Origin of the sequence: Pacificibacter sp. AS14 (assembly GCF_038899935.1) — a bacterium.
Lineage (GTDB): Bacteria > Pseudomonadota > Alphaproteobacteria > Rhodobacterales > Rhodobacteraceae > Celeribacter.
On the sequence record NZ_JBBMQI010000002.1, the window covers coordinates 1 to 17,728 of the forward strand.

Below are 17,728 nucleotides of genomic sequence, written 5' to 3' on the forward strand. Positions count from 1 at the left end.
TGGAAAAGCCCCGTCGCATTCGAACGGAAAGTGGCCTAAACGAGCACTTGGGGCGGCACAGAAACGTGACAGGTCCACTTAGTTTAGGCCGCCTTTGGTGCCAAAAACTCTGACGACGGACAGACGCTTCAGTCCATCGACCGTTTGATTGATACGAAACACAATTTCAAAATCATATAATTTTAATTAAATAGTACAAACTAGATCATCTCCCCCATCCCAAGAAATAGCGCGGCGTTAGAGAAAATAAATATTTGTAAGATAGCTTGAGCGCCAGTTCCTATAGAGAGGTCGCAAAATGCTAAATAGAATTTCTATCAAACAAAGGCTTATGGTCCCAAGCCTACTGGGTTTGCTAATGCTTGTTGTGTCCATTACCTCGTTTTGGGCCTCTCGGTATGACAATCAACTGAACGCAAGTTTCGAAACATCGGTCGAAAATGCGCAGTTCTTTGTGTCTAAGCCGCTCGTGCAAGCGGTTTGGGATTTTGACACCGAATTGGCCCAATCATCTTTAAATGGTTTAAGCATAATGCCATCGTTTCGGTTCGCACAATTAACGACTGATGGAGAAGAATTTGCGAAGTTTCACACTTCAGAAACATGGGAAAACCTTTGGGACGAATCTCTTGCAAAGATCATCCCAAACCCTGAGATCAAACAAGAAGCTCAAATTGGCAATTTACGTATCTTCGTTTCGGCATTGATAAATGAAGATGGGGAGCTGGCGGGTTATCTATCAACTGGTTTTTCTACCACAGAGATTCAGGATCACGTAAAGCAAGCGCACATATTAGCGGGTATTATTGGCACCGTTTCATTCGTTTTGTTCGCGATTATGCTTCAACTGGTCACACGGTCTGTATCGAGACCTATTGAAGGATTGATTTCTTCAATCGATGGTCTTCAAAAAGGCGACATGGAGACAGAAATTCCCGCGGCAAGCCGAGGAGATGAACTTGGACGTCTGGGCCGCGCCCTGCTCGATTTCAAGGAATCAATTCAAGAGTCCAAAAGACTTCAACATGAAAAACTAGCTGCAGATGAAGCCCAACGGGCGCTTGAGAAAAAGAATGAAGAAGAAGAACGGAAGCGGGAGAAAGTAGAGCTTCGCCTTAAAAATGAGCGTGATGAAATTGAACGCGAACGCCGTGCTAGCGAACGAAAGCAAGAAGAAGAGCGTCAAACCGAGCGCGCAATGCGAAATGCTGAACAGCAAAAAGTCGTTGATACGTTGGGGGAAGCTTTGCATTCTTTGAAGATGCAGGACCTTTCGGCTCACATCGTTGAGCCATTTCCTGAGGAATACGAAACGCTGCGCCAAGATTTCAATGAAACCGTAGAGACTCTTTCTACTGTCATGCAAGCCATCTCTGGAAGTGGTCTTACGATTGCAGACAACGTCGCTGAATTGAGCGCTGCAGCAAATGACTTGTCGATTCGAACTGAACGCTCCGCCGCGTCGCTTGAGGAAACCTCTTCGGCACTAGAACAAATGACAGCTTCCGTAAATTCCGCGTCCAATGGAGCATCCGAAGCTGCATCTTTGGTTCAAAAGACAAGAGGCGCTTCTGAAAGTGGCCGCGAAATCGTCGAAAAAGCTGTAAGTGCGATGGATAAAATTAAAAACTCGTCGTCAGAGATTTCGAAAATCACGACTGTCATCGACGACATAGCATTCCAAACAAATCTACTAGCCCTCAATGCAGGGGTAGAAGCTGCGCGTGCAGGGGAAGCTGGACGAGGTTTTGCGGTTGTGGCTTCAGAAGTTCGCGCCCTTGCGCAAAGATCTTCCGAAGCTGCACGTGAAATTAGTGACCTAATTTCTGAAAGCGGTATTCAGGTTGGTCAAGGCGTGGATTTGGTTGACCGCGTTGGAAGTTCGCTGACTAGCATCGTCGACTCTGTTACCGAAGTTTCGTCGCACGTATCAGGCATTGCCACGACACTAGAAGAACAAGCTATTGGCATTAGAGAAATAAATCAAAGTGTTACAGACATGGATCAGGCCACGCAACGAAATGCCGCCATGTTTGAAGAAACAACTGCGGCCACCCAATCCCTTGCCCAAGAAGCACGAAAACTATCAGATGAGATATCTGGATTTAAAATCGGCACCCCATCGAAGACAGGCAACAAAGAGGAACCTGAAGCTTATGCCGCTCAAGGCAGCTGGGCGGATACGGAGTCTGCAGACCAAACTTTGGCTGACTTAAGCGAAACTGGGTAATTTTTTAACTGCTCAAAGAACAAAATGCCAAAAAGAAATATATGAATACTTTGTCTTGTGCCTGCTACGCAGCACCAACAAAGCGACTCAAACGAAAATGAAGGTATAGATCGGCTTAAGTCCAACGAACATAAGACCTGAGTAACCGGCCAATGTAAGGCAGAAGTACTTCTTGATAGAATAGGTCTGGAAGTGTCTTCTATATTACATGAAATTTCACGTAGATAAGCTACCGATGCATACTATTCTTGGATCATAAATGACGAACATCATTTGGATGATACGCCTCAATGCTCGTTTTTCTACCCGTTCTGTCTGTGGATACAATTCACGTACACTTTGTCAGCGCTATTCAACTTTATCCGCAGATTTTTACCAAAATCGGCCCGCGTCTAGCGGACCGAAGATCTGTAAGATCGAGCTCCAGCTTGCCTTAGCGCCGGAGTTATCGATCGTTCTGTTCGCGCCAGACTTTAAACTCTTCTAGGTTTTCATCCTTCGTCGCAGGGTAAAGACCAATGATCGTGGCCCCTGATTGAACTTTGCTAAGAACAAAGTCTTCATAGGCGGTCATCTCCACAGCTTCTTCGGCCACTTCATTGGCCAAATGAGCAGGGATCACGATGATGCTGTCATCATCGCCCACCACAATATCACCGGGAAACACAGGCGCGTCGCCACACCCGATTGGGACATTGATGTCGATGGCCTCGTTGGTTGTCAGGTTGGTCGGGCTAGAAGGACGGTTGTGATACGCAGGCATATCTAGTTGGCCGATGTTCATCGCGTCGCGAAAACCGCCATCGGTCACGACACCAGCCGCGCCGCGCATCATCAAACGCGTGATTAAGATGTCACCAGCCGAGGCTGCATAAGCACTTTTGCGGCTGTCCATCACCATAATGTGCCCCTCGGGACACATTTCAACAGCAAGGCGCTGAGGGTGTTCTGGATTTCTAAACTCGACCAATTGGTTGCGATCTTCGCGTGCAGGCATGTAGCGCAATGTAAACGCGGGGCCAACCATGTTCTTACCTTTGGGTGACACAGGGTGGACGTCTTGAATTACTTGATGACGCAATCCGCGCTTATAGAGTGCAGTCGCAAGCGTTGCCACTGAAACCGCCATCAGGCGCTCTTTTGTTTCGGGGGAGAGAGGATGTTCAGACATCGGATTTCCTTTTATGTCGAAGTATGGTTTTTGAGGCACGCCAAACGGGTCATGCTGTGTCTGCCAATTTGTTGTGTCTCATTGAGGAGATAAGCGAGAGCGCGATGATCCCAGCGCCGATCAGGCCGGTGATGACCTCTGGGACATGCAAAAGGGACTGTGCGTACATAATCACGGACAGCGCCAACACGGAATAAAACGCGCCATGTTCTAAGTATCTAAATTGCGACAGCGTGTTGCGTTCAACCAACATGATGGTCATCGCGCGCACATAAAATGCGCCAATGCCCAACCCAATTGCGATCAAGAACAGATTTTGGGTCAAAGCGAACGCGCCGATCACTCCATCGAATGAAAAGCTGGCATCAAGCACTTCGAGGTACAAAAACGCGCCTAAACCACCCTTGGCCGCAGCTGCCCGCGTTTCCTTTGCTGCGTCCAAAAAATGCGCCACAAGTTCGACGGCTAGAAAAGTTACAAGGCCGCAAATCGCAGCGAACAAAAAAGTAGCACTTTCAGCTGCCGGCAGCGCCACCGACACCACCAAAGCAGAACTTAGAACAAACGCAATTTCGAGCCCGCGAATGGACGCCCAGCGGCGAAGACGGCGTTCAATCCCTTTGACCCAGTCCACCTCTTTGGTTTGGTCCAGAAAATATGTCAAAGCGACCATCATCAAGAACGTCCCACCAAAGGCGGAAATCCCTATATGGGCCTCGTCCATGATACGTGCATATTCTTCAGGATTGCCTGCAGCCAAAACAACTGCTTCGATAGGCCCTATTTTTGCGGCCACAGCGACGACGGCCAGCGGGAAAACGATGCGCATTCCAAACACAGCAATCACGATACCCCAAGTCAGAAACCTGTATTGCCACTTCGGATCCATAGTCTTCAAGATGTTGGCGTTGACGATAGCATTGTCAAAGCTCAGCGAAATCTCAAGGATCGCCAGAATACTGCCTATCAGAAAAAACGACATAGCGCCGGCGACTGTCCCTGTCGTTTGATACCCCAGCCAATAGGTCATGGCCAATCCGATAAGGGTGAACGCAAACGGCAAGCGAAAGTATGTTAGTGACGATTTCATGAAGACATCCCTCGCCTGTGAAGTGATCTGTGGATTGAAGGAGCCCTAGGCAAAGTGATGCGCGTGGTGATCATACCCGTTCCCCCTGTAACGCGATCAAAGCCTCGCGCCGCGCCGCCTGTATCGTAGGATCGGGACTCAGACTCGCGGCAATCAGGTTGCGCGTATAGGGCTCGCGTGGGGCATCGAAGATTTGATCGACCGGCCCTTGCTCGACGATCTTGCCGTTTTGCATAACGATCACGCGATGCGCAAAGTCACGCACCAGCAGCAGGTCATGCGCAATGAAGAGGTAACTCAGCCCCAATTCATTTTGCAATCGCGTCAAAAGCGCCAGCACTTGCGCCTGAATCGAAACATCCAAGGCGGATACGGCTTCGTCGCAGACAATCAATTTCGGTTCCAACGCCAAAGCTCGCGCAATCGCGATACGTTGTCTTTGGCCGCCAGAAAACTGGTGCGGGTGACGATACATATGATCGGCTTTCAACCCAACCTGTTCCAGCAATTCGCAGACCCGAGCTTTCCAGTGTTGCTTGTCCAAAATCTCAGGATGAATCACAAAAGCCTCTGAGATGATGTCATAAATCGACATTCGCGGATTGAGTGATTGCGTGGGGTCTTGAAACACCATTTGCACGTCACGCCGCATCTTGAACAACTCTTTAGGCGCCATCTTCACAAGGTCTCGCCCTTCGAACAAGGCTTCTCCAGCCGTCGCATCCTCTAGTCGCAGAATTGTTTTCGCCAATGTAGATTTGCCAGAACCCGACTCGCCAACGATGGCAACAGATTCAGCCGGAAGGACCGTCAGGTTCGCGTCCTCTAGGGCGATGAACGCACCATAGTGTTTCGACAACCCTTTGATTTCAAGCATGGGCGTGGTCTGGGCCAATTGGCTCGCCATTTGGCCATTGCCAGGAATCGCGGCGATCAACTGCTGCGTATAAGGATGCTGAGGGTTGTGATAGACGTCACTTGCGCTGCCGGTTTCAACAATTTCACCGCTGTTCATGACGACAACGCGATCCGCAACTTCAGCAACCACACCAAGGTCATGGGTGATCAACAACAAGCCCATGCCAGTCTCAGTTTGCAGTTCTTCCAGCAAGGCAAGAATTTCGGCCTGCACGGTCACGTCCAGTGCGGTTGTCGGCTCGTCAGCGATCAAGATATCAGGCTTGAGCGCAAGCGCCATAGCGATCATGATCCGCTGACGCTGTCCCCCTGAGAACTGATGCGGATAAGCGTCCACTTTCGTGTCAGCATTTGGAATGCCAACACGTTTCAACAGCTCGATGGTTCTGGCGCGGGTTTGCCCCTTGTTGACACCATGCGCGGTCATCGCCTCTGCAATCTGAAAGCCGATAGAGTAAACGGGATTGAGATGGCTGAGCGGATCTTGAAAGATCATCGCGATGCGGTGGCCATTCAACTGCCGCCGCTCTTCAGGCAACATGGTCAGCAGGTCCCTGCCCTCAAACACTATCTGACCCGAAGTGATTTCACCCGGTGGCATATCGATCAAGTTTAAGATCGCTGATGCAGAGACTGATTTGCCCGAACCGGATTCGCCCAAAATGGCCAAAGTTTCACCGCGTTCCAGATGCCAGCTTACATCGCGCACAGCGTGCACCGTGCCATGAGACGTGTGGAAATCTACCGAAAGATTCCGAACTTCTAAAAGACGTTCACCCATTTTTCTTCCTCACATTTTCCAAACGCCAACGTTGTGCAGGGTCAAGCGCCGTGCGCAGCCAATGCGACACAAGGTTCAAAGACAAGGTCGTCAGGATGATCGCTATCCCTGGCCAAAACGACAGCCACCACGCCGAGGTCAAATAGGGACGTCCCTGTGACACCATAAGACCCCAAGTGATTTCAGGCGGTTGAATGCCAATGCCGAGGAAAGACAGTGCCGATTCAGCAAGCATAACAAAGGCAAAATCAAGCGTTGCGATTGTGACCAAGGTGGGAAAGACGATCGGCAGGATATGACGGAAAATAATCCGACCATTCGAGGCCCCCATGACACGTGCGGCCTGAACAAACATCCTCTCACGCACCTCTAATGTCTCGGCGCGCGCGGTGCGCAGATAAACCGGAATGCGCGTAATTGCCAAGACTATCACCAAGTTGAACACCGAACTATCGAGCGTATACAAAACGATCACAGCCAGCAAAAGCGACGGGAACGACATCACGATATCGGCAAGGCGCATGATCACTTGGCTGATAATCCGAGAGGTATAGCCAGCAATCAACCCAAGCACAGTTCCGATGGTCAATGAGAAAAATACCGCCCCTGCGGCGACAAAAATTGTGTTTTGCGCCGCGACGATGATCCGTGCGAGCAAAGGACGACCCAATGCGTCCCCGCCCAGCCAATATGGCCAGCTTGTTGAGAAATCAAACGGCGGCGCGTTACGTCCCCGAAGGTTTTGTTTCGTCGCGATATCTTCCAACCACAACGGACCGGTGATGGCGCAAACCAAAATGATCAACAGAATGACCACAGAGACAAAGGCGAATTTATCGTTCCAAAGCATCCGCAACATCTGCGTCACCGGATTGGGGGCTTCGGGGACATCCGGAAGGATCGGAGTATGAAGTGTAGGATCTGTCATGGGTCAGTACCTGATACGAGGATCGAGGATCGAGTAAAGAATGTCGATCAAGAGATTCATTACAAAGATCGCGGTCGCGGTGACCAAGATTGCGGCCATAACGACGGTGAAGTCCCGTTGCAAAATTGAATCGATCATCAGTTTACCAACACCTGGGAAACCAAAAATGGACTCGACAACAACTGCACCGTTCAACAACGCCGCCGCTTGATCGCCAATGATGGTGATCACAGGCAACAAGGCGTTGCGAAGGGCGTGCACGAAGATGATGGTGCGGTTCTTAATGCCTTTAGCGCGGGCGGTCTTCACATAGGCAGAGCTCAGCGCCGTGATCATCGATCCGCGCACAATCTGCAAAATGAGACCAAAAGGTCGGATGAACAACACCGACACTGGCAAAATCCAGTGCCACACGGTGCCCGTGCCAGATGTCGGCACCCAGCCCAAGTTTACGGAAAAAATAACGATTGCGACAATGGCAATCCAAAAGTCAGGGGCGCTTGCGCCGATCAGCGAAAAGAATGTCGCGATGCGATCAAAGACCCCTCCAACATGAAACGCAGCCAGCGAGCCGACGATAACAGCGCAGACAACGACCAATGACATAGTGACAGCAGCCAGCTGCAAGGTCCAACCAAAGCCGCGCATGACGACATCGATGGCCGGTTCAGACCGGCGAATGGACTCGCCGAAATCAAGACGTATGAGATCGCCCAAGTAGTTGAGGAACTGTATAAATATCGGGTCGTTTAGACCATGGATTTCTCTGAACTGGTTTCGGGCTTCCTCGGATGCATCAAGCGGCAGATACAATCCGGTGGGGTCACCCGTCAGGCGGCTCAAAAAGAAAACCAGCAAGACCAACCCGACAAGGGAAATGGCGCTAGCAACCGCGCGGGTTCCCAAGAATTTCAGCATAACAATTGATCCTTGAATGAGGCGAGAACAGGCAGACAGGCTGCCTGTTCCAAAGTCAGTTTACTTGAACTGGATCTGCGAAAGCTGCAGTTCGCTGTTGGTCCGGATCGATGGTGTGAAGTCCAGACGTTCATTGACGCGGCTAAACCCAACCATGTGGAACAACATAACGTCTGCGATTGATTCCTCGTGAATGTACGCGAAAAGCGCGCTCCATTTCTCAGCACGTTCGTCACCTGTCGCAGCCGTTGCATCGGCGATCATTGCATCAACGATAGGATCTGTCAGACCGGATTGCTGACCTTCAGAATGATACTTGAAGTACATAGAGAACACGGGGTCGCCATTGGCATTGTCGTGCTGTGCTTCAATCAACTGAGGACCACGATTTTCAGGGAACGGTTTGGCATAGCGCTCAAGCCATTCTGCAACTTCGACCATTTCAAGCTTCATGTTGAAGCCCACGTCTTGGTACATGGCAAGCAGTGCTTCCATCGTTTCCAACACGTTGGCGAAATTGTTGGTCCGACCGATCAAAGTGATTTCCATATCCACAGGCACGCCATCAGCACGCGCTGCGTCAAGCAACGCGCGGGCACGATCAGGGTTGAATGGGTAGGGTTTTAGGTCCGAATTATAGCCAATCGTGGAAGGCGGTGTGATACCCGTCGCCAACAATGTGCCGTTGGCAAGAATGGAGCCAACAAAGGCCTCACGATCAACTGCAAGGTTCAAAGCTTCACGGACGCGACGATCATTGAGTGGCGGCTGTGCGTGCTCAATACGCAAGAAAACAGTTTCCGAGTTGGGGTAAGAAAAGTCCATTGCAGCGTCCGTCGCATCCTGAAGAGCGATGTTTGGCGCAATGTCAGCTTCGCCAGCGGCAACCATAGCGGCGCGCACTGCACTGTCTGCACGGAACACATATGTCGCGGATTGCACAGTTGGTTGCGCGCCCCAATAGTCTGGGTTGGCAGTCAACGTGATGGATTGCCCACGCACATATTCGTCGAACGTGTATGGACCTGTGCCGATCGGATGATCGACAAAACTGTCCAGCGGCGTTTCGGCGGGTGTAACAGTCACAGTTGACATCAACATCGGCAAAATCGGCTGGGCTGGGTTTGCTGTCACGTCGATTGTGTATTCGTCGATCACATTAGACGTGATGTCGATGCCGCCAAAGAATTTGGCGCCAATTTCACAAGCAATTGCCGGCGATTTCATACGAACAAGCGAATGTGCAACATCATCCGCACGCATCTGTGTGCCGTCGCTAAAATCGACATCATGGCGCAAATTGAAACGCCATGTGCCGTCGCCCATGTCTTCCCAGCTTTCAGCCAAGCGTGGCTCAAGGCCTGTCTTTGGATCCATCTCGGTCACAGTTTCCGAAATGTTTTGGAAAATTACACGACCAACATTCGATTTGGTCGACGAGCACGGTTCTACAATTTCAAGTTCTTCTGACAGCACAACCGTCACGGAATTATCTTGAGCTTGCGCACCGAATGTTACAGCGGACGCAAGCGCCGACGCTATGAAAAGGTGTGTTTTAATAGTCATATTTATCCTCCCTAAAGAATGGAGACCAGGCATTCAAAAATGTGATTAAAAGTCATTTTTTTTATGAATGCCGCTCCCCAACCCTACGATTGAGGATGAACATCGACATGTAAATTCCAAATGTGGATTGCAATGATACACTAATTAGATCAATATTTTTTGACAACTCACCAACCTTAAGGAAGTTCAATGGCACAAGGACAGTTCGAGTACTTTCAAATGCGATGCTTTGTTGCCGTCGCAGAAGAACTGAGCTTTAGGCGCGCAGCCGAGCGGATGAACATGACTCAGCCCCCCCTGTCGCGCCAGATAAAAATTTTGGAAGAACGGGTAAATTTGGTCCTACTGGAACGCAGCACACGGCATGTGCGCTTAACATCCGCAGGTGAAAGCTTTTATCACAGTGCAGTAGATATTATTCAACGATCTGAACACGCTGTCCTAAATGCTCGTCAGGCTGAACGGGGTGAAACTGGCAATGTCGCATTGGGATTTGTGCCCTCGGCGGCCTTTAAATTCATGCCTTTGATTGCCCAACGCATGGCCACCGAGATGCCCAATGTGTCTTTGTCCCCAGTCGAAATGATGGGGTACGAGGTCATAGAAGCGCAAAGGTCTGGTCGCATTGATTTGGGACTAACGCGGATGGAAGCCCCAAGAGGCGAACTGGATCGCATCAGAGTCATCAGTGAGCCCTTCGTTCTGGCCATTCCCAAAGCACACCATTTGGCACAAAAAGAAGACCTTTCGCTGGCAGATTTTGACGGTGAACCCTATATTTCTTTCACAAGGGACCGAGGCGGTTACTTGAAAGAGACTTTGAACGCTTTGTTCTACGCCTGTGATGTCGTTCCCGACACGCGTTTTGAGGTCAGCCAAACACATGCTGTGGTGAGCCTTGTAAACCATGGCCTTGGTGTCGCGGTCGTACCTCGATCTGCGCGGGTCATACAGATGAATGACGTGATCTACCGCGAAGTCGATTTACCGATGCAGTTTCGATCAGACATGTTTTTGATTTCGCGCCCTGGGCGTGGCTCAGTGGTGCAAGACCGCGTACGCAACCTCATTGTCGACACCCTGAGTCCCTTCAGAAACGGTGAAGAAGCCCCTTAGACACACCGCAATAGGTGTTCGGCACCCCCAAAGCTGTAGGGCGTGCCGAAAGCCGGATCACGTTTGCAGATACACCATGTGTGTCTGCGTAAACTCCAACAAGCCATGCTTGCCATCGGCGCCACCAATGCCCGATTTGCGCACGCCTGCGTGATAGCCCTGCATCGCCTCAAAATTGTTGCGATTTATATAGGTCTCGCCGAACTTCAACTCATTCGCAGCGCGCATCGCGTTGCTGATATCCTTGGTGTAAATAGACGATGTTAGGCCGTATTCGCTGTCATTCGCACGCGCGATGGCCTCGTCCATGCCGCTGACAACATTAACCGGCAACACAGGACCAAAGACCTCTTTTTGCATAATCTCAGCATCTTGTGCGACTCCGGTGATCACCGTTGGCTGATAGTAGTTGCCGCACGCTGTGTCCGCCACCTCGCCCCCTGTGGTAACCGTACCACCTGCGGTCTTGGCGCGCTCGACCAGACCCGCAACTTTATCTAGACCTGCTTTGTTGATCATAGGGCCGTAATCGACAGTGCGATTTTGCATCGGATCACCAAATTTGGTCGCAGCCATGGCTTTGGTGAGCTTTGTCACAAATTCATCTTCGGCGGCGGCTTCGACATAAACGCGCTCAGCGCAGTTGCACACTTGGCCTGAATTGATCACCCGCGACGCGACGATCGCTGCAACAGCTTTGTCCATATCCGCGTCGGCCATCACAATCGCCGGAGCTTTGCCGCCCAGTTCCAAGTTAACCTTAGTGATATTGTTCGCGGCAGCGCGCATGATTTGTGAGCCTGTGCCAACCGATCCTGTAAAGGTCAAAAGCCCGACATCAGGGTTGTCGCACAGCGCAGCACCCGTTGATCCCCCTGCCCCGTAGACAAAGTTCGCGACACCTTTGGGCAAATCTGTCTCGTCCATCAGTTTGGCGAATAAGGCCGCGTTGTTTGGCGTTTCTTCCGACGGCTTTATGACGATGGTATTGCCCGTCAATAACGCTGGCGCCAATTTGCGTGCGATCAAGAAAAACGGGAAATTCCAAGGCAAAATGCCGCCCACGACCCCAATGGCCTGACGGAACATAAAGATGTTTTCGCCACGATTGTCAGACGGCAGGATTTCGCCCTCCAAACGACGCGCCCATTCAGCGGTGTAATCCATGTAGTCGGCGGTAAAATTGACCTCGACTTCCGCCAAGCCCATGGTTTTGCCCTGCTCTTTTACAATCGTCTCAGCAAGCAGTGGCACGTTTTCGCGTAGCTTTTGCGCAATGGCCCGCAAATGCCCTGCGCGTTCAATCGCAGGCGTTGCTTCCCATGCACGTTGCGCGGACTTTGCGGCGTCCACTGCATCACCGACAATGCTGCTCTGCGTGTTTGGAATTTCAGACAGGGCTTCTCCCGTCGCAGGGTTCAAAACGGGGATCCATCCACCGTCATTCGAATCGACAAAAGTGCCATTAATGTAATTTTGGTGACGCGCAGCCATGCCTATTTCTCCTGATTTCTGTGTGTATTCGTTTTTAAATCTCAACTTGAAAAGCGCTCATTTTAGTCAAATGACGCTGCCCTAAAAGCGGCCATAGAACCACCAATCATGCAGCCTGAATGGCTTGACCATCGGGCGCGAAAAAGAGGCATTTATTGGGTTTAATGCTCAATGTCGCCATGGCCCCTTTGGCAAGCGGCAGACGTTCGACAACCGACAGATTGATGCTGTTGTCACCAACGCGGACCTCTAAAATCGTCCGTTCCCCTGTGCATTCCATCGCCTCGACACGGCCTTCGGCATTGGCAGTCTGATTGTCTTGAGCGATCGAAATATCTTCGGGGCGAATGCCCATGGTTACCGGTCCCGCCGCCCAAGTGTTCGGCGGCAAGGGCACCCGAATACCGTCAGTGACAAACGCACTTTGCGCACCAGACTTGATTTCCCCTTTGACCAAATTGATCGGCGGCGAGCCAACGAAAGCGGCGACAAAGGTGCTGCTTGGGTGATCATACAGGTCAAGTGGTGGGCCAAATTGTTCGATTTTGCCTGCGTTCATCAACATGATCCGGTCCGCCATTGTCATGGCCTCGATCTGATCGTGGGTCACATAAATGGCCGTGGTGCCAAGCTCTTGCTGCAATGTGCGAATGTCAGAGCGCATTTGAACGCGCAGTTTAGCATCAAGATTGGACAGGGGTTCGTCAAATAAGAACACCTTGGGATCGCGCACGATGGCACGCCCCATGGCGACCCGCTGGCGTTGCCCGCCAGACAGATCTTTTGGCTTGCGCTGAAGGTAATCGCCCAAGTTGAGCATATCGGCAGCACGGCTGAGGTGTTTCTTTTGCTCGGCATCCGACATGCCGGCCAGTTCGAGCGGAAAACAGATGTTTTTTTCCACGGTCATATGCGGGTAAAGCGCATAGCTTTGAAACACCATGGCGATATCGCGATCCCGCGGCGACAGATCATTGACGACCTTGCCACCAATTTCCACTTCGCCTGAAGTGATGTCTTCCAGTCCTGCGATCATGCGCAGCAAGGTCGATTTTCCACAGCCGCTTTCGCCCAAAATCGCCACGAATTCTCCCTCTTGGATCGAGGCATTTAAGCCATGCAGAACCGGAAACGCCCCGTAGGACTTTCGAACGTTCCTAAGTGTGACAAACGACATGTTCTCTCCTTGCAGTGTCTTTTGGGTGATCTAACGAGGGCAACCTCAGTTAAAATCCAAGTCTGGTGAACGCCTCTTGGGGCGCTGCATTCTTTTGCATTTGGTCTTTGATCTCAGCCGCTAAGCGCGCTTCTAAATCGGCGTCTTGCAAGGGCGACAACTGGCCTGCGTCTGTGTCCAAATCGAACAGAACGCTATTGCAATCAGCCATCCCCCCCGGTCCATGCGAATTGAACCAATGGGAATTTTCATGCACAGGCACACGCAATACGGGGTAACCATTGGCATAGTCTAGATCGTCGCAGAACGTCGCCTGTTTCAGCTCGTCCTTTGAAAAAGGCGCCAACATATGCGCAGGCATCAACGTGTATTCGTTGAGGTTCGTCGCCGACATATTTTCAGGATAGCGCATATAAGTATAGCGCCCATCCGTGACATTCACAGCCCCGCCGAAATAGCCATAGATGATGACATCGCGCAGTTTTTCCTGCGGATTTTTCAGCGTCGGCAAGATGGATCGCGCGGTTGACCCGATGTCGCAAGGTTGCTCAAAACAGTCAAGCAAAGTAGGCATGATATCGATGGTCTGCGTCAGGCTTGCCCGGCGGGTGCCGGCCTGGTTCACATGGTCGGGATGATGCACAAACAGCGGAATTTGCGCCACTTCATTGTAACACGGCATCCGGTTTTTTGCCCACCATTCATGTTCGCCCAGCAAGAAGCCATGGTCTGTCGTCGCGATCAAAATCGTATCGTCCCACATATTCAAGGCGTCCATCTTGTCCAGCAACCGACCAAGTTGGGCATCACAATGTGCAATCAAAGCTTTGTAGTTGTTCCGCAAAAGCTCGTTTTCCGGCAACCCATCGATATAGCGATCATAATGCGGCCAATCGAAAATCGGTTCCTTGTCTGTTTGAAATTCCGCGCGGTATCCGGGGGGCGCTATGAAAGGCTCATGCGGATCAAAGGTTTCGATCTGCAACACCCAATTGTCGGCTTTTGCATAGGCGTCCAAGAACCCTTCAGCGTCGTCGAAACACTGGGTGGATGAAAAATCTTCTTCGCCTTCAATGCGTTCGCGATTGGCCATGTTTTGCATTTGCAAAGATCCTGGCGTGAAGTTTTGCTGCTTTTCGTGGTACTGGGTCTTCCATTTCTCAATCGGTGGATCAAGCGTTGGCACCCATTTGTCGCCCTCTTGCCCGCGCAAGAAATCATAGGAATCATAGCGCGTGTGGTAGTTGCCCGCGCCGTCTTCAAAATAATGATAATGGTCGGTGATCAGGTGCGAATAGACGCCCTTTTCGCGTAGCGTTTCAAACACGGATGTGTCGAAAGGCTCCAGTGGACCCCAACTGCGATGCAGGAAACTTAAGCGCCCCGTATGAATATCACGTCGCGCGGGCATGCAAGGCAGGCTGCCGACATAGTGATTGTCATAAGTCACGGTTTTCTGCGCCAAGCGATCGAAATTGGGCGTGGCAATCTCGGTGCCGCCGTAGCACTGCAAGGCGTGGCGATTGAGGGAATCAAAGATGAGTAAAATGGCACGCATAAAGGTATTCCCCTAAGTGGTCTGCGGTTTGGTGAGGCTCATTGAAAGATGGTACTGTCGTTTTTGCGCGGGCTGCAGGATGATCATATCGCCAGCGTCGCGCGCGTCTTTCCGTGTGCGCCCGCCTGCTGTGCAAGGCTCGATCCCGATGCCGTAGACACCAGGCCCTTGCATGCGCAACAACTGGCAAAAAGGCAGCTGTGCGGATGGGTATTCGAACAGAACGCCAAGATTGGCGACGATATTATCGACACGCACCTGCGCTGTCTCATCCGTGTGTTGGAAAACCGAAATCAGGTTTTGCACCTCTGGATCAGGAGCCACAAAAGGCGCCAACGCGTCATGCGGGGCGGAGTGCCAAATCGGCGCGCTGTTCCCCACATTTACCCCTGAGCCCGCGGCCACTAAAGGAAAGCCGAGGTTGAAATGATAAAGCAGCATATGCGTCGCAGCCACGGTACCAATATTGCGCACCTCATCGTGGATGGTGATTTTGCGCGATCCGACAGCTGTCTCAATACGCCTGCGCAACCGCAATGTGGTGCCAAAACTGATCGCTTGGACGCATTCGATCTCGCAAAAAACATAAGGTATTTCGACATCATCATTCACGCCATAGCCGCGGATCACGCTGGGTTGGAACGCACCTTTGCCGTGCAGCGGAAAGCTTTGCTGCGCCAATTCAACAGGCACATCAGATAGGGCGTTATCCCAATCTGGCTGGCGGATATGATCAAACCCGCAGGTGTTCAAGAATCCGCCATAGCCGCGCAAGAATCCTTGGCCTGCGTCACCCTCAGCATCCATCAGCCACGGCGACCGCAGCCCCCCTGCGGCGTGCCACGACAGAGTTTGCCCGTCGCAAGACAGCCGTCCTATGTCGCCACAACGATCCACGATGACATCAAACTCAAGCCCCCCGCCTGAGCGCATTTCAATCACGCGCATGCCCCGTTCGGCACCATCCTCCAAAGTCACAAGGCGCGCGCCTGCGAAGGTGCTCATGCCCGCACTCACCTCGTGCAGTGTGCTTAGGTTCTGACCTGCGATTGTGTGGCTCATTTAACCGCCCCTGCCGTCAAACCGCGCACGATAAACCGTTGCCCGAACAGCAACACCAGCAAGGCTGGCACAGCTGACAGAACCGAGGCCGCCGCCATTTGCGTGTATTTGATTTCTTCTTCTTGCGCGTATTTGGCGATGGCCACAGGCACAGTGCCCGTATCATTGTTGGTCAAGGCAAGCGCGACGGGGAATTCATTCCAACTGAACACGAAAATCAAAATGCCCGTCGCCATCAATCCCGGCATCATCAAAGGTGCCACGACGCGGCGCACCAGCGTTACAAATGACGCCCCGTCCACATAGGCGGCATCTTCCAACTCGCGTGGGATTTCGCGGAAAAACGACGCCAATAACCACAACGCCATCGGCAAATGCAGCGTCATATGCGCAAGGATCAAAGCGATGTAATCGTTGTTCAACCCCACGGAGCGCGCCAGATCGTACCACGCACTGGCCAGTGTCACCGATGGGATCAGGTTAAAGGCCATCGACCAGATCAAAAAGATATTCACCACATAGGTGGGCCAGCGCATGCGAAACAAGGAATATCCCGCGAAGAAGGCGATCACGATCACCAGTGATGTGCTGATCGACGTGACCACAACGCTATTGGTAAAGTTCCGCAAATAGTCAGATGTACGGTCGAACAGCACTTCGTTGTAATTCATCAATGTCGGCGTAAATTTGACATCGCCCATCAGCAGCGAAATCTGTGTCTTAAACGACGACATCGCGATATAGACAAAAGGCGCAAGTGTGGTGAACACAGCCAATACCAAAAATCCGATCAGGTAGTTGGTCGTGCGGTTGTAGCGTTTGGAAACAGCGTGGCTCATTGCGACATCCCTTTGCTTTTGTTGGCATTCAAGGCGATCACGATGATGACGGAGACGACGAAGATGATCGACACCGACAAGGCCGATCCATAGCCTGCGTTGTCTTGCAAGAAATAGCGCTGAAAGATGGTAAAGCTGACCACTTCTGTTGAGGTGCCCGGACCGCCTGCTGTGAGCAAAAACACCTCGTCAAAGATTTTGGAGGCCATGACGGCACGGAACAAAAAGGTCATAAAAATAGCCGGATACAACAGCGGCAGCGTCACTTTGCGAAACTCTTGCCACGCTGTTGCCCCATCGATTTTGGCCGCTTCTGACACATCGCGGGGCAAAGATTCCACTGCCGCCAGCAATAACAAAAACGCGAACGGCATCCAGTGCCACACATCCACAACGATCACCGCCGCCAGCGCCGTGCTTGACGACCCAAGCCAGTCATGGCCCGACAGACCTATGGATTCTAAAATCAGATTGAAAATCCCGAACTCGGAATTGTACATCAACCGCCAGATCGCGCCAATAACAATACCGGGGATCAAAAGCGGCAAGATAAGCAGCGCGCGAAACGGTCTGCTTTTGTCCCCCACAGACGAGCAAGCCAGCGCCAAACCAAGACCGATAACAACCTGCGCTGTCGTGGCCACCAAAACCACAATGATCGTGTTGAACACGCCTGCTTTGAAAAGCGGATCATCGCCGATGGCTATGTAATTGTCGACGCCCACCCATTCCATTTGCTTGGCACCCCCAAGCCATGAAACCTCATGAAAACTCACAATGAAAAGATTGATGACCGGCAGTAAGGCAAGAACCGCAAAGATCAGAACCGCGGGGGTCAGGGACAAGACTTTCCCAAGGGAATTGTGATGGGCCATGGGTA

The 17,728-nt window shown here is 51.5% G+C and carries 14 protein-coding genes; 2 read left to right on the top strand and 12 right to left on the bottom strand.

Annotation, left to right across the window (positions count from 1 at the left end; genetic code table 11):
• Positions 1–358 precede the first annotated feature (358 nt).
• Positions 359–2,230, top strand: a complete 1,872-nt coding sequence (locus tag WNY38_RS02875; protein ID WP_342855819.1) for a methyl-accepting chemotaxis protein — start codon at positions 359–361, stop codon at positions 2,228–2,230.
• A gap of 445 nt (positions 2,231–2,675) precedes the next feature.
• Here the strand turns inward: WNY38_RS02875 and WNY38_RS02880 are convergent, their stop codons facing one another.
• The 6 genes from WNY38_RS02880 to WNY38_RS02905 form a co-directional block, all read right to left on the bottom strand.
• Positions 2,676–3,401, bottom strand: a complete 726-nt coding sequence (locus WNY38_RS02880) for a ribonuclease activity regulator RraA (RefSeq protein WP_342855820.1) — start codon at positions 3,399–3,401, stop codon at positions 2,676–2,678.
• Positions 3,402–3,450: 49 nt separating this feature from the next.
• Positions 3,451–4,491 (bottom strand): DUF475 domain-containing protein, encoded by a 1,041-nt coding sequence (locus tag WNY38_RS02885; RefSeq protein ID WP_342855821.1) that lies wholly within the window; start codon positions 4,489–4,491, stop codon positions 3,451–3,453.
• Between the two features lie 70 nt (positions 4,492–4,561).
• The gene (locus WNY38_RS02890) at positions 4,562–6,190 is read right to left on the bottom strand and encodes an ABC transporter ATP-binding protein (protein WP_342855822.1); all 1,629 of its coding nucleotides are present in this window, start codon (positions 6,188–6,190) and stop codon (positions 4,562–4,564) included.
• Positions 6,183–7,118 (bottom strand): ABC transporter permease, encoded by a 936-nt coding sequence (locus WNY38_RS02895; RefSeq protein ID WP_342855823.1) that lies wholly within the window; start codon positions 7,116–7,118, stop codon positions 6,183–6,185. Before WNY38_RS02895 ends, WNY38_RS02890 begins: the two co-directional genes overlap by 8 nt.
• A gap of 3 nt (positions 7,119–7,121) precedes the next feature.
• Positions 7,122–8,036 carry an ABC transporter permease gene (locus WNY38_RS02900; protein WP_342855824.1) on the bottom strand — a complete coding sequence of 305 codons (915 nt, stop codon included), beginning with the start codon at positions 8,034–8,036 and terminating at the stop codon, positions 7,122–7,124.
• Positions 8,037–8,096: 60 nt separating this feature from the next.
• Positions 8,097–9,602 (bottom strand): ABC transporter substrate-binding protein, encoded by a 1,506-nt coding sequence (locus WNY38_RS02905; RefSeq protein WP_342855825.1) that lies wholly within the window; start codon positions 9,600–9,602, stop codon positions 8,097–8,099.
• Between the two features lie 189 nt (positions 9,603–9,791).
• On the opposite strand from WNY38_RS02905, the gene WNY38_RS02910 reads away from it, so the two are divergent.
• Entirely contained in the window at positions 9,792–10,718 is a 927-nt protein-coding gene (locus WNY38_RS02910; protein WP_342855826.1) for a LysR family transcriptional regulator, read from the top strand.
• Between the two features lie 57 nt (positions 10,719–10,775).
• Here WNY38_RS02910 and aldA read toward each other — a convergent pair whose 3' ends face one another.
• The 6 genes from aldA to WNY38_RS02940 form a co-directional block, all read right to left on the bottom strand.
• The gene (aldA, locus tag WNY38_RS02915; RefSeq protein ID WP_342855827.1) at positions 10,776–12,212 is read right to left on the bottom strand and encodes an aldehyde dehydrogenase; all 1,437 of its coding nucleotides are present in this window, start codon (positions 12,210–12,212) and stop codon (positions 10,776–10,778) included.
• 106 nt (positions 12,213–12,318) lie between these two features.
• Entirely contained in the window at positions 12,319–13,389 is a 1,071-nt protein-coding gene (ugpC, locus tag WNY38_RS02920; RefSeq protein ID WP_342855828.1) for a sn-glycerol-3-phosphate ABC transporter ATP-binding protein UgpC, read from the bottom strand.
• 49 nt (positions 13,390–13,438) lie between these two features.
• Positions 13,439–14,947, bottom strand: coding sequence for a sulfatase (locus WNY38_RS02925; RefSeq protein WP_342855829.1), 1,509 nt, complete (start codon positions 14,945–14,947; stop codon positions 13,439–13,441).
• A gap of 12 nt (positions 14,948–14,959) precedes the next feature.
• The gene (locus WNY38_RS02930) at positions 14,960–16,009 is read right to left on the bottom strand and encodes a DUF4432 family protein (RefSeq protein WP_342855830.1); all 1,050 of its coding nucleotides are present in this window, start codon (positions 16,007–16,009) and stop codon (positions 14,960–14,962) included.
• The gene (locus WNY38_RS02935; RefSeq protein ID WP_342855831.1) at positions 16,006–16,848 is read right to left on the bottom strand and encodes a carbohydrate ABC transporter permease; all 843 of its coding nucleotides are present in this window, start codon (positions 16,846–16,848) and stop codon (positions 16,006–16,008) included. The genes WNY38_RS02930 and WNY38_RS02935 overlap by 4 nt, the downstream gene beginning before the upstream one ends.
• On the bottom strand, positions 16,845–17,723 hold the full coding sequence (locus WNY38_RS02940; RefSeq protein ID WP_342855832.1) for a sugar ABC transporter permease: 879 nt from the start codon (positions 17,721–17,723) through the stop codon (positions 16,845–16,847). Before WNY38_RS02940 ends, WNY38_RS02935 begins: the two co-directional genes overlap by 4 nt.
• Between the last annotated feature and the right edge of the window lie 5 nt (positions 17,724–17,728).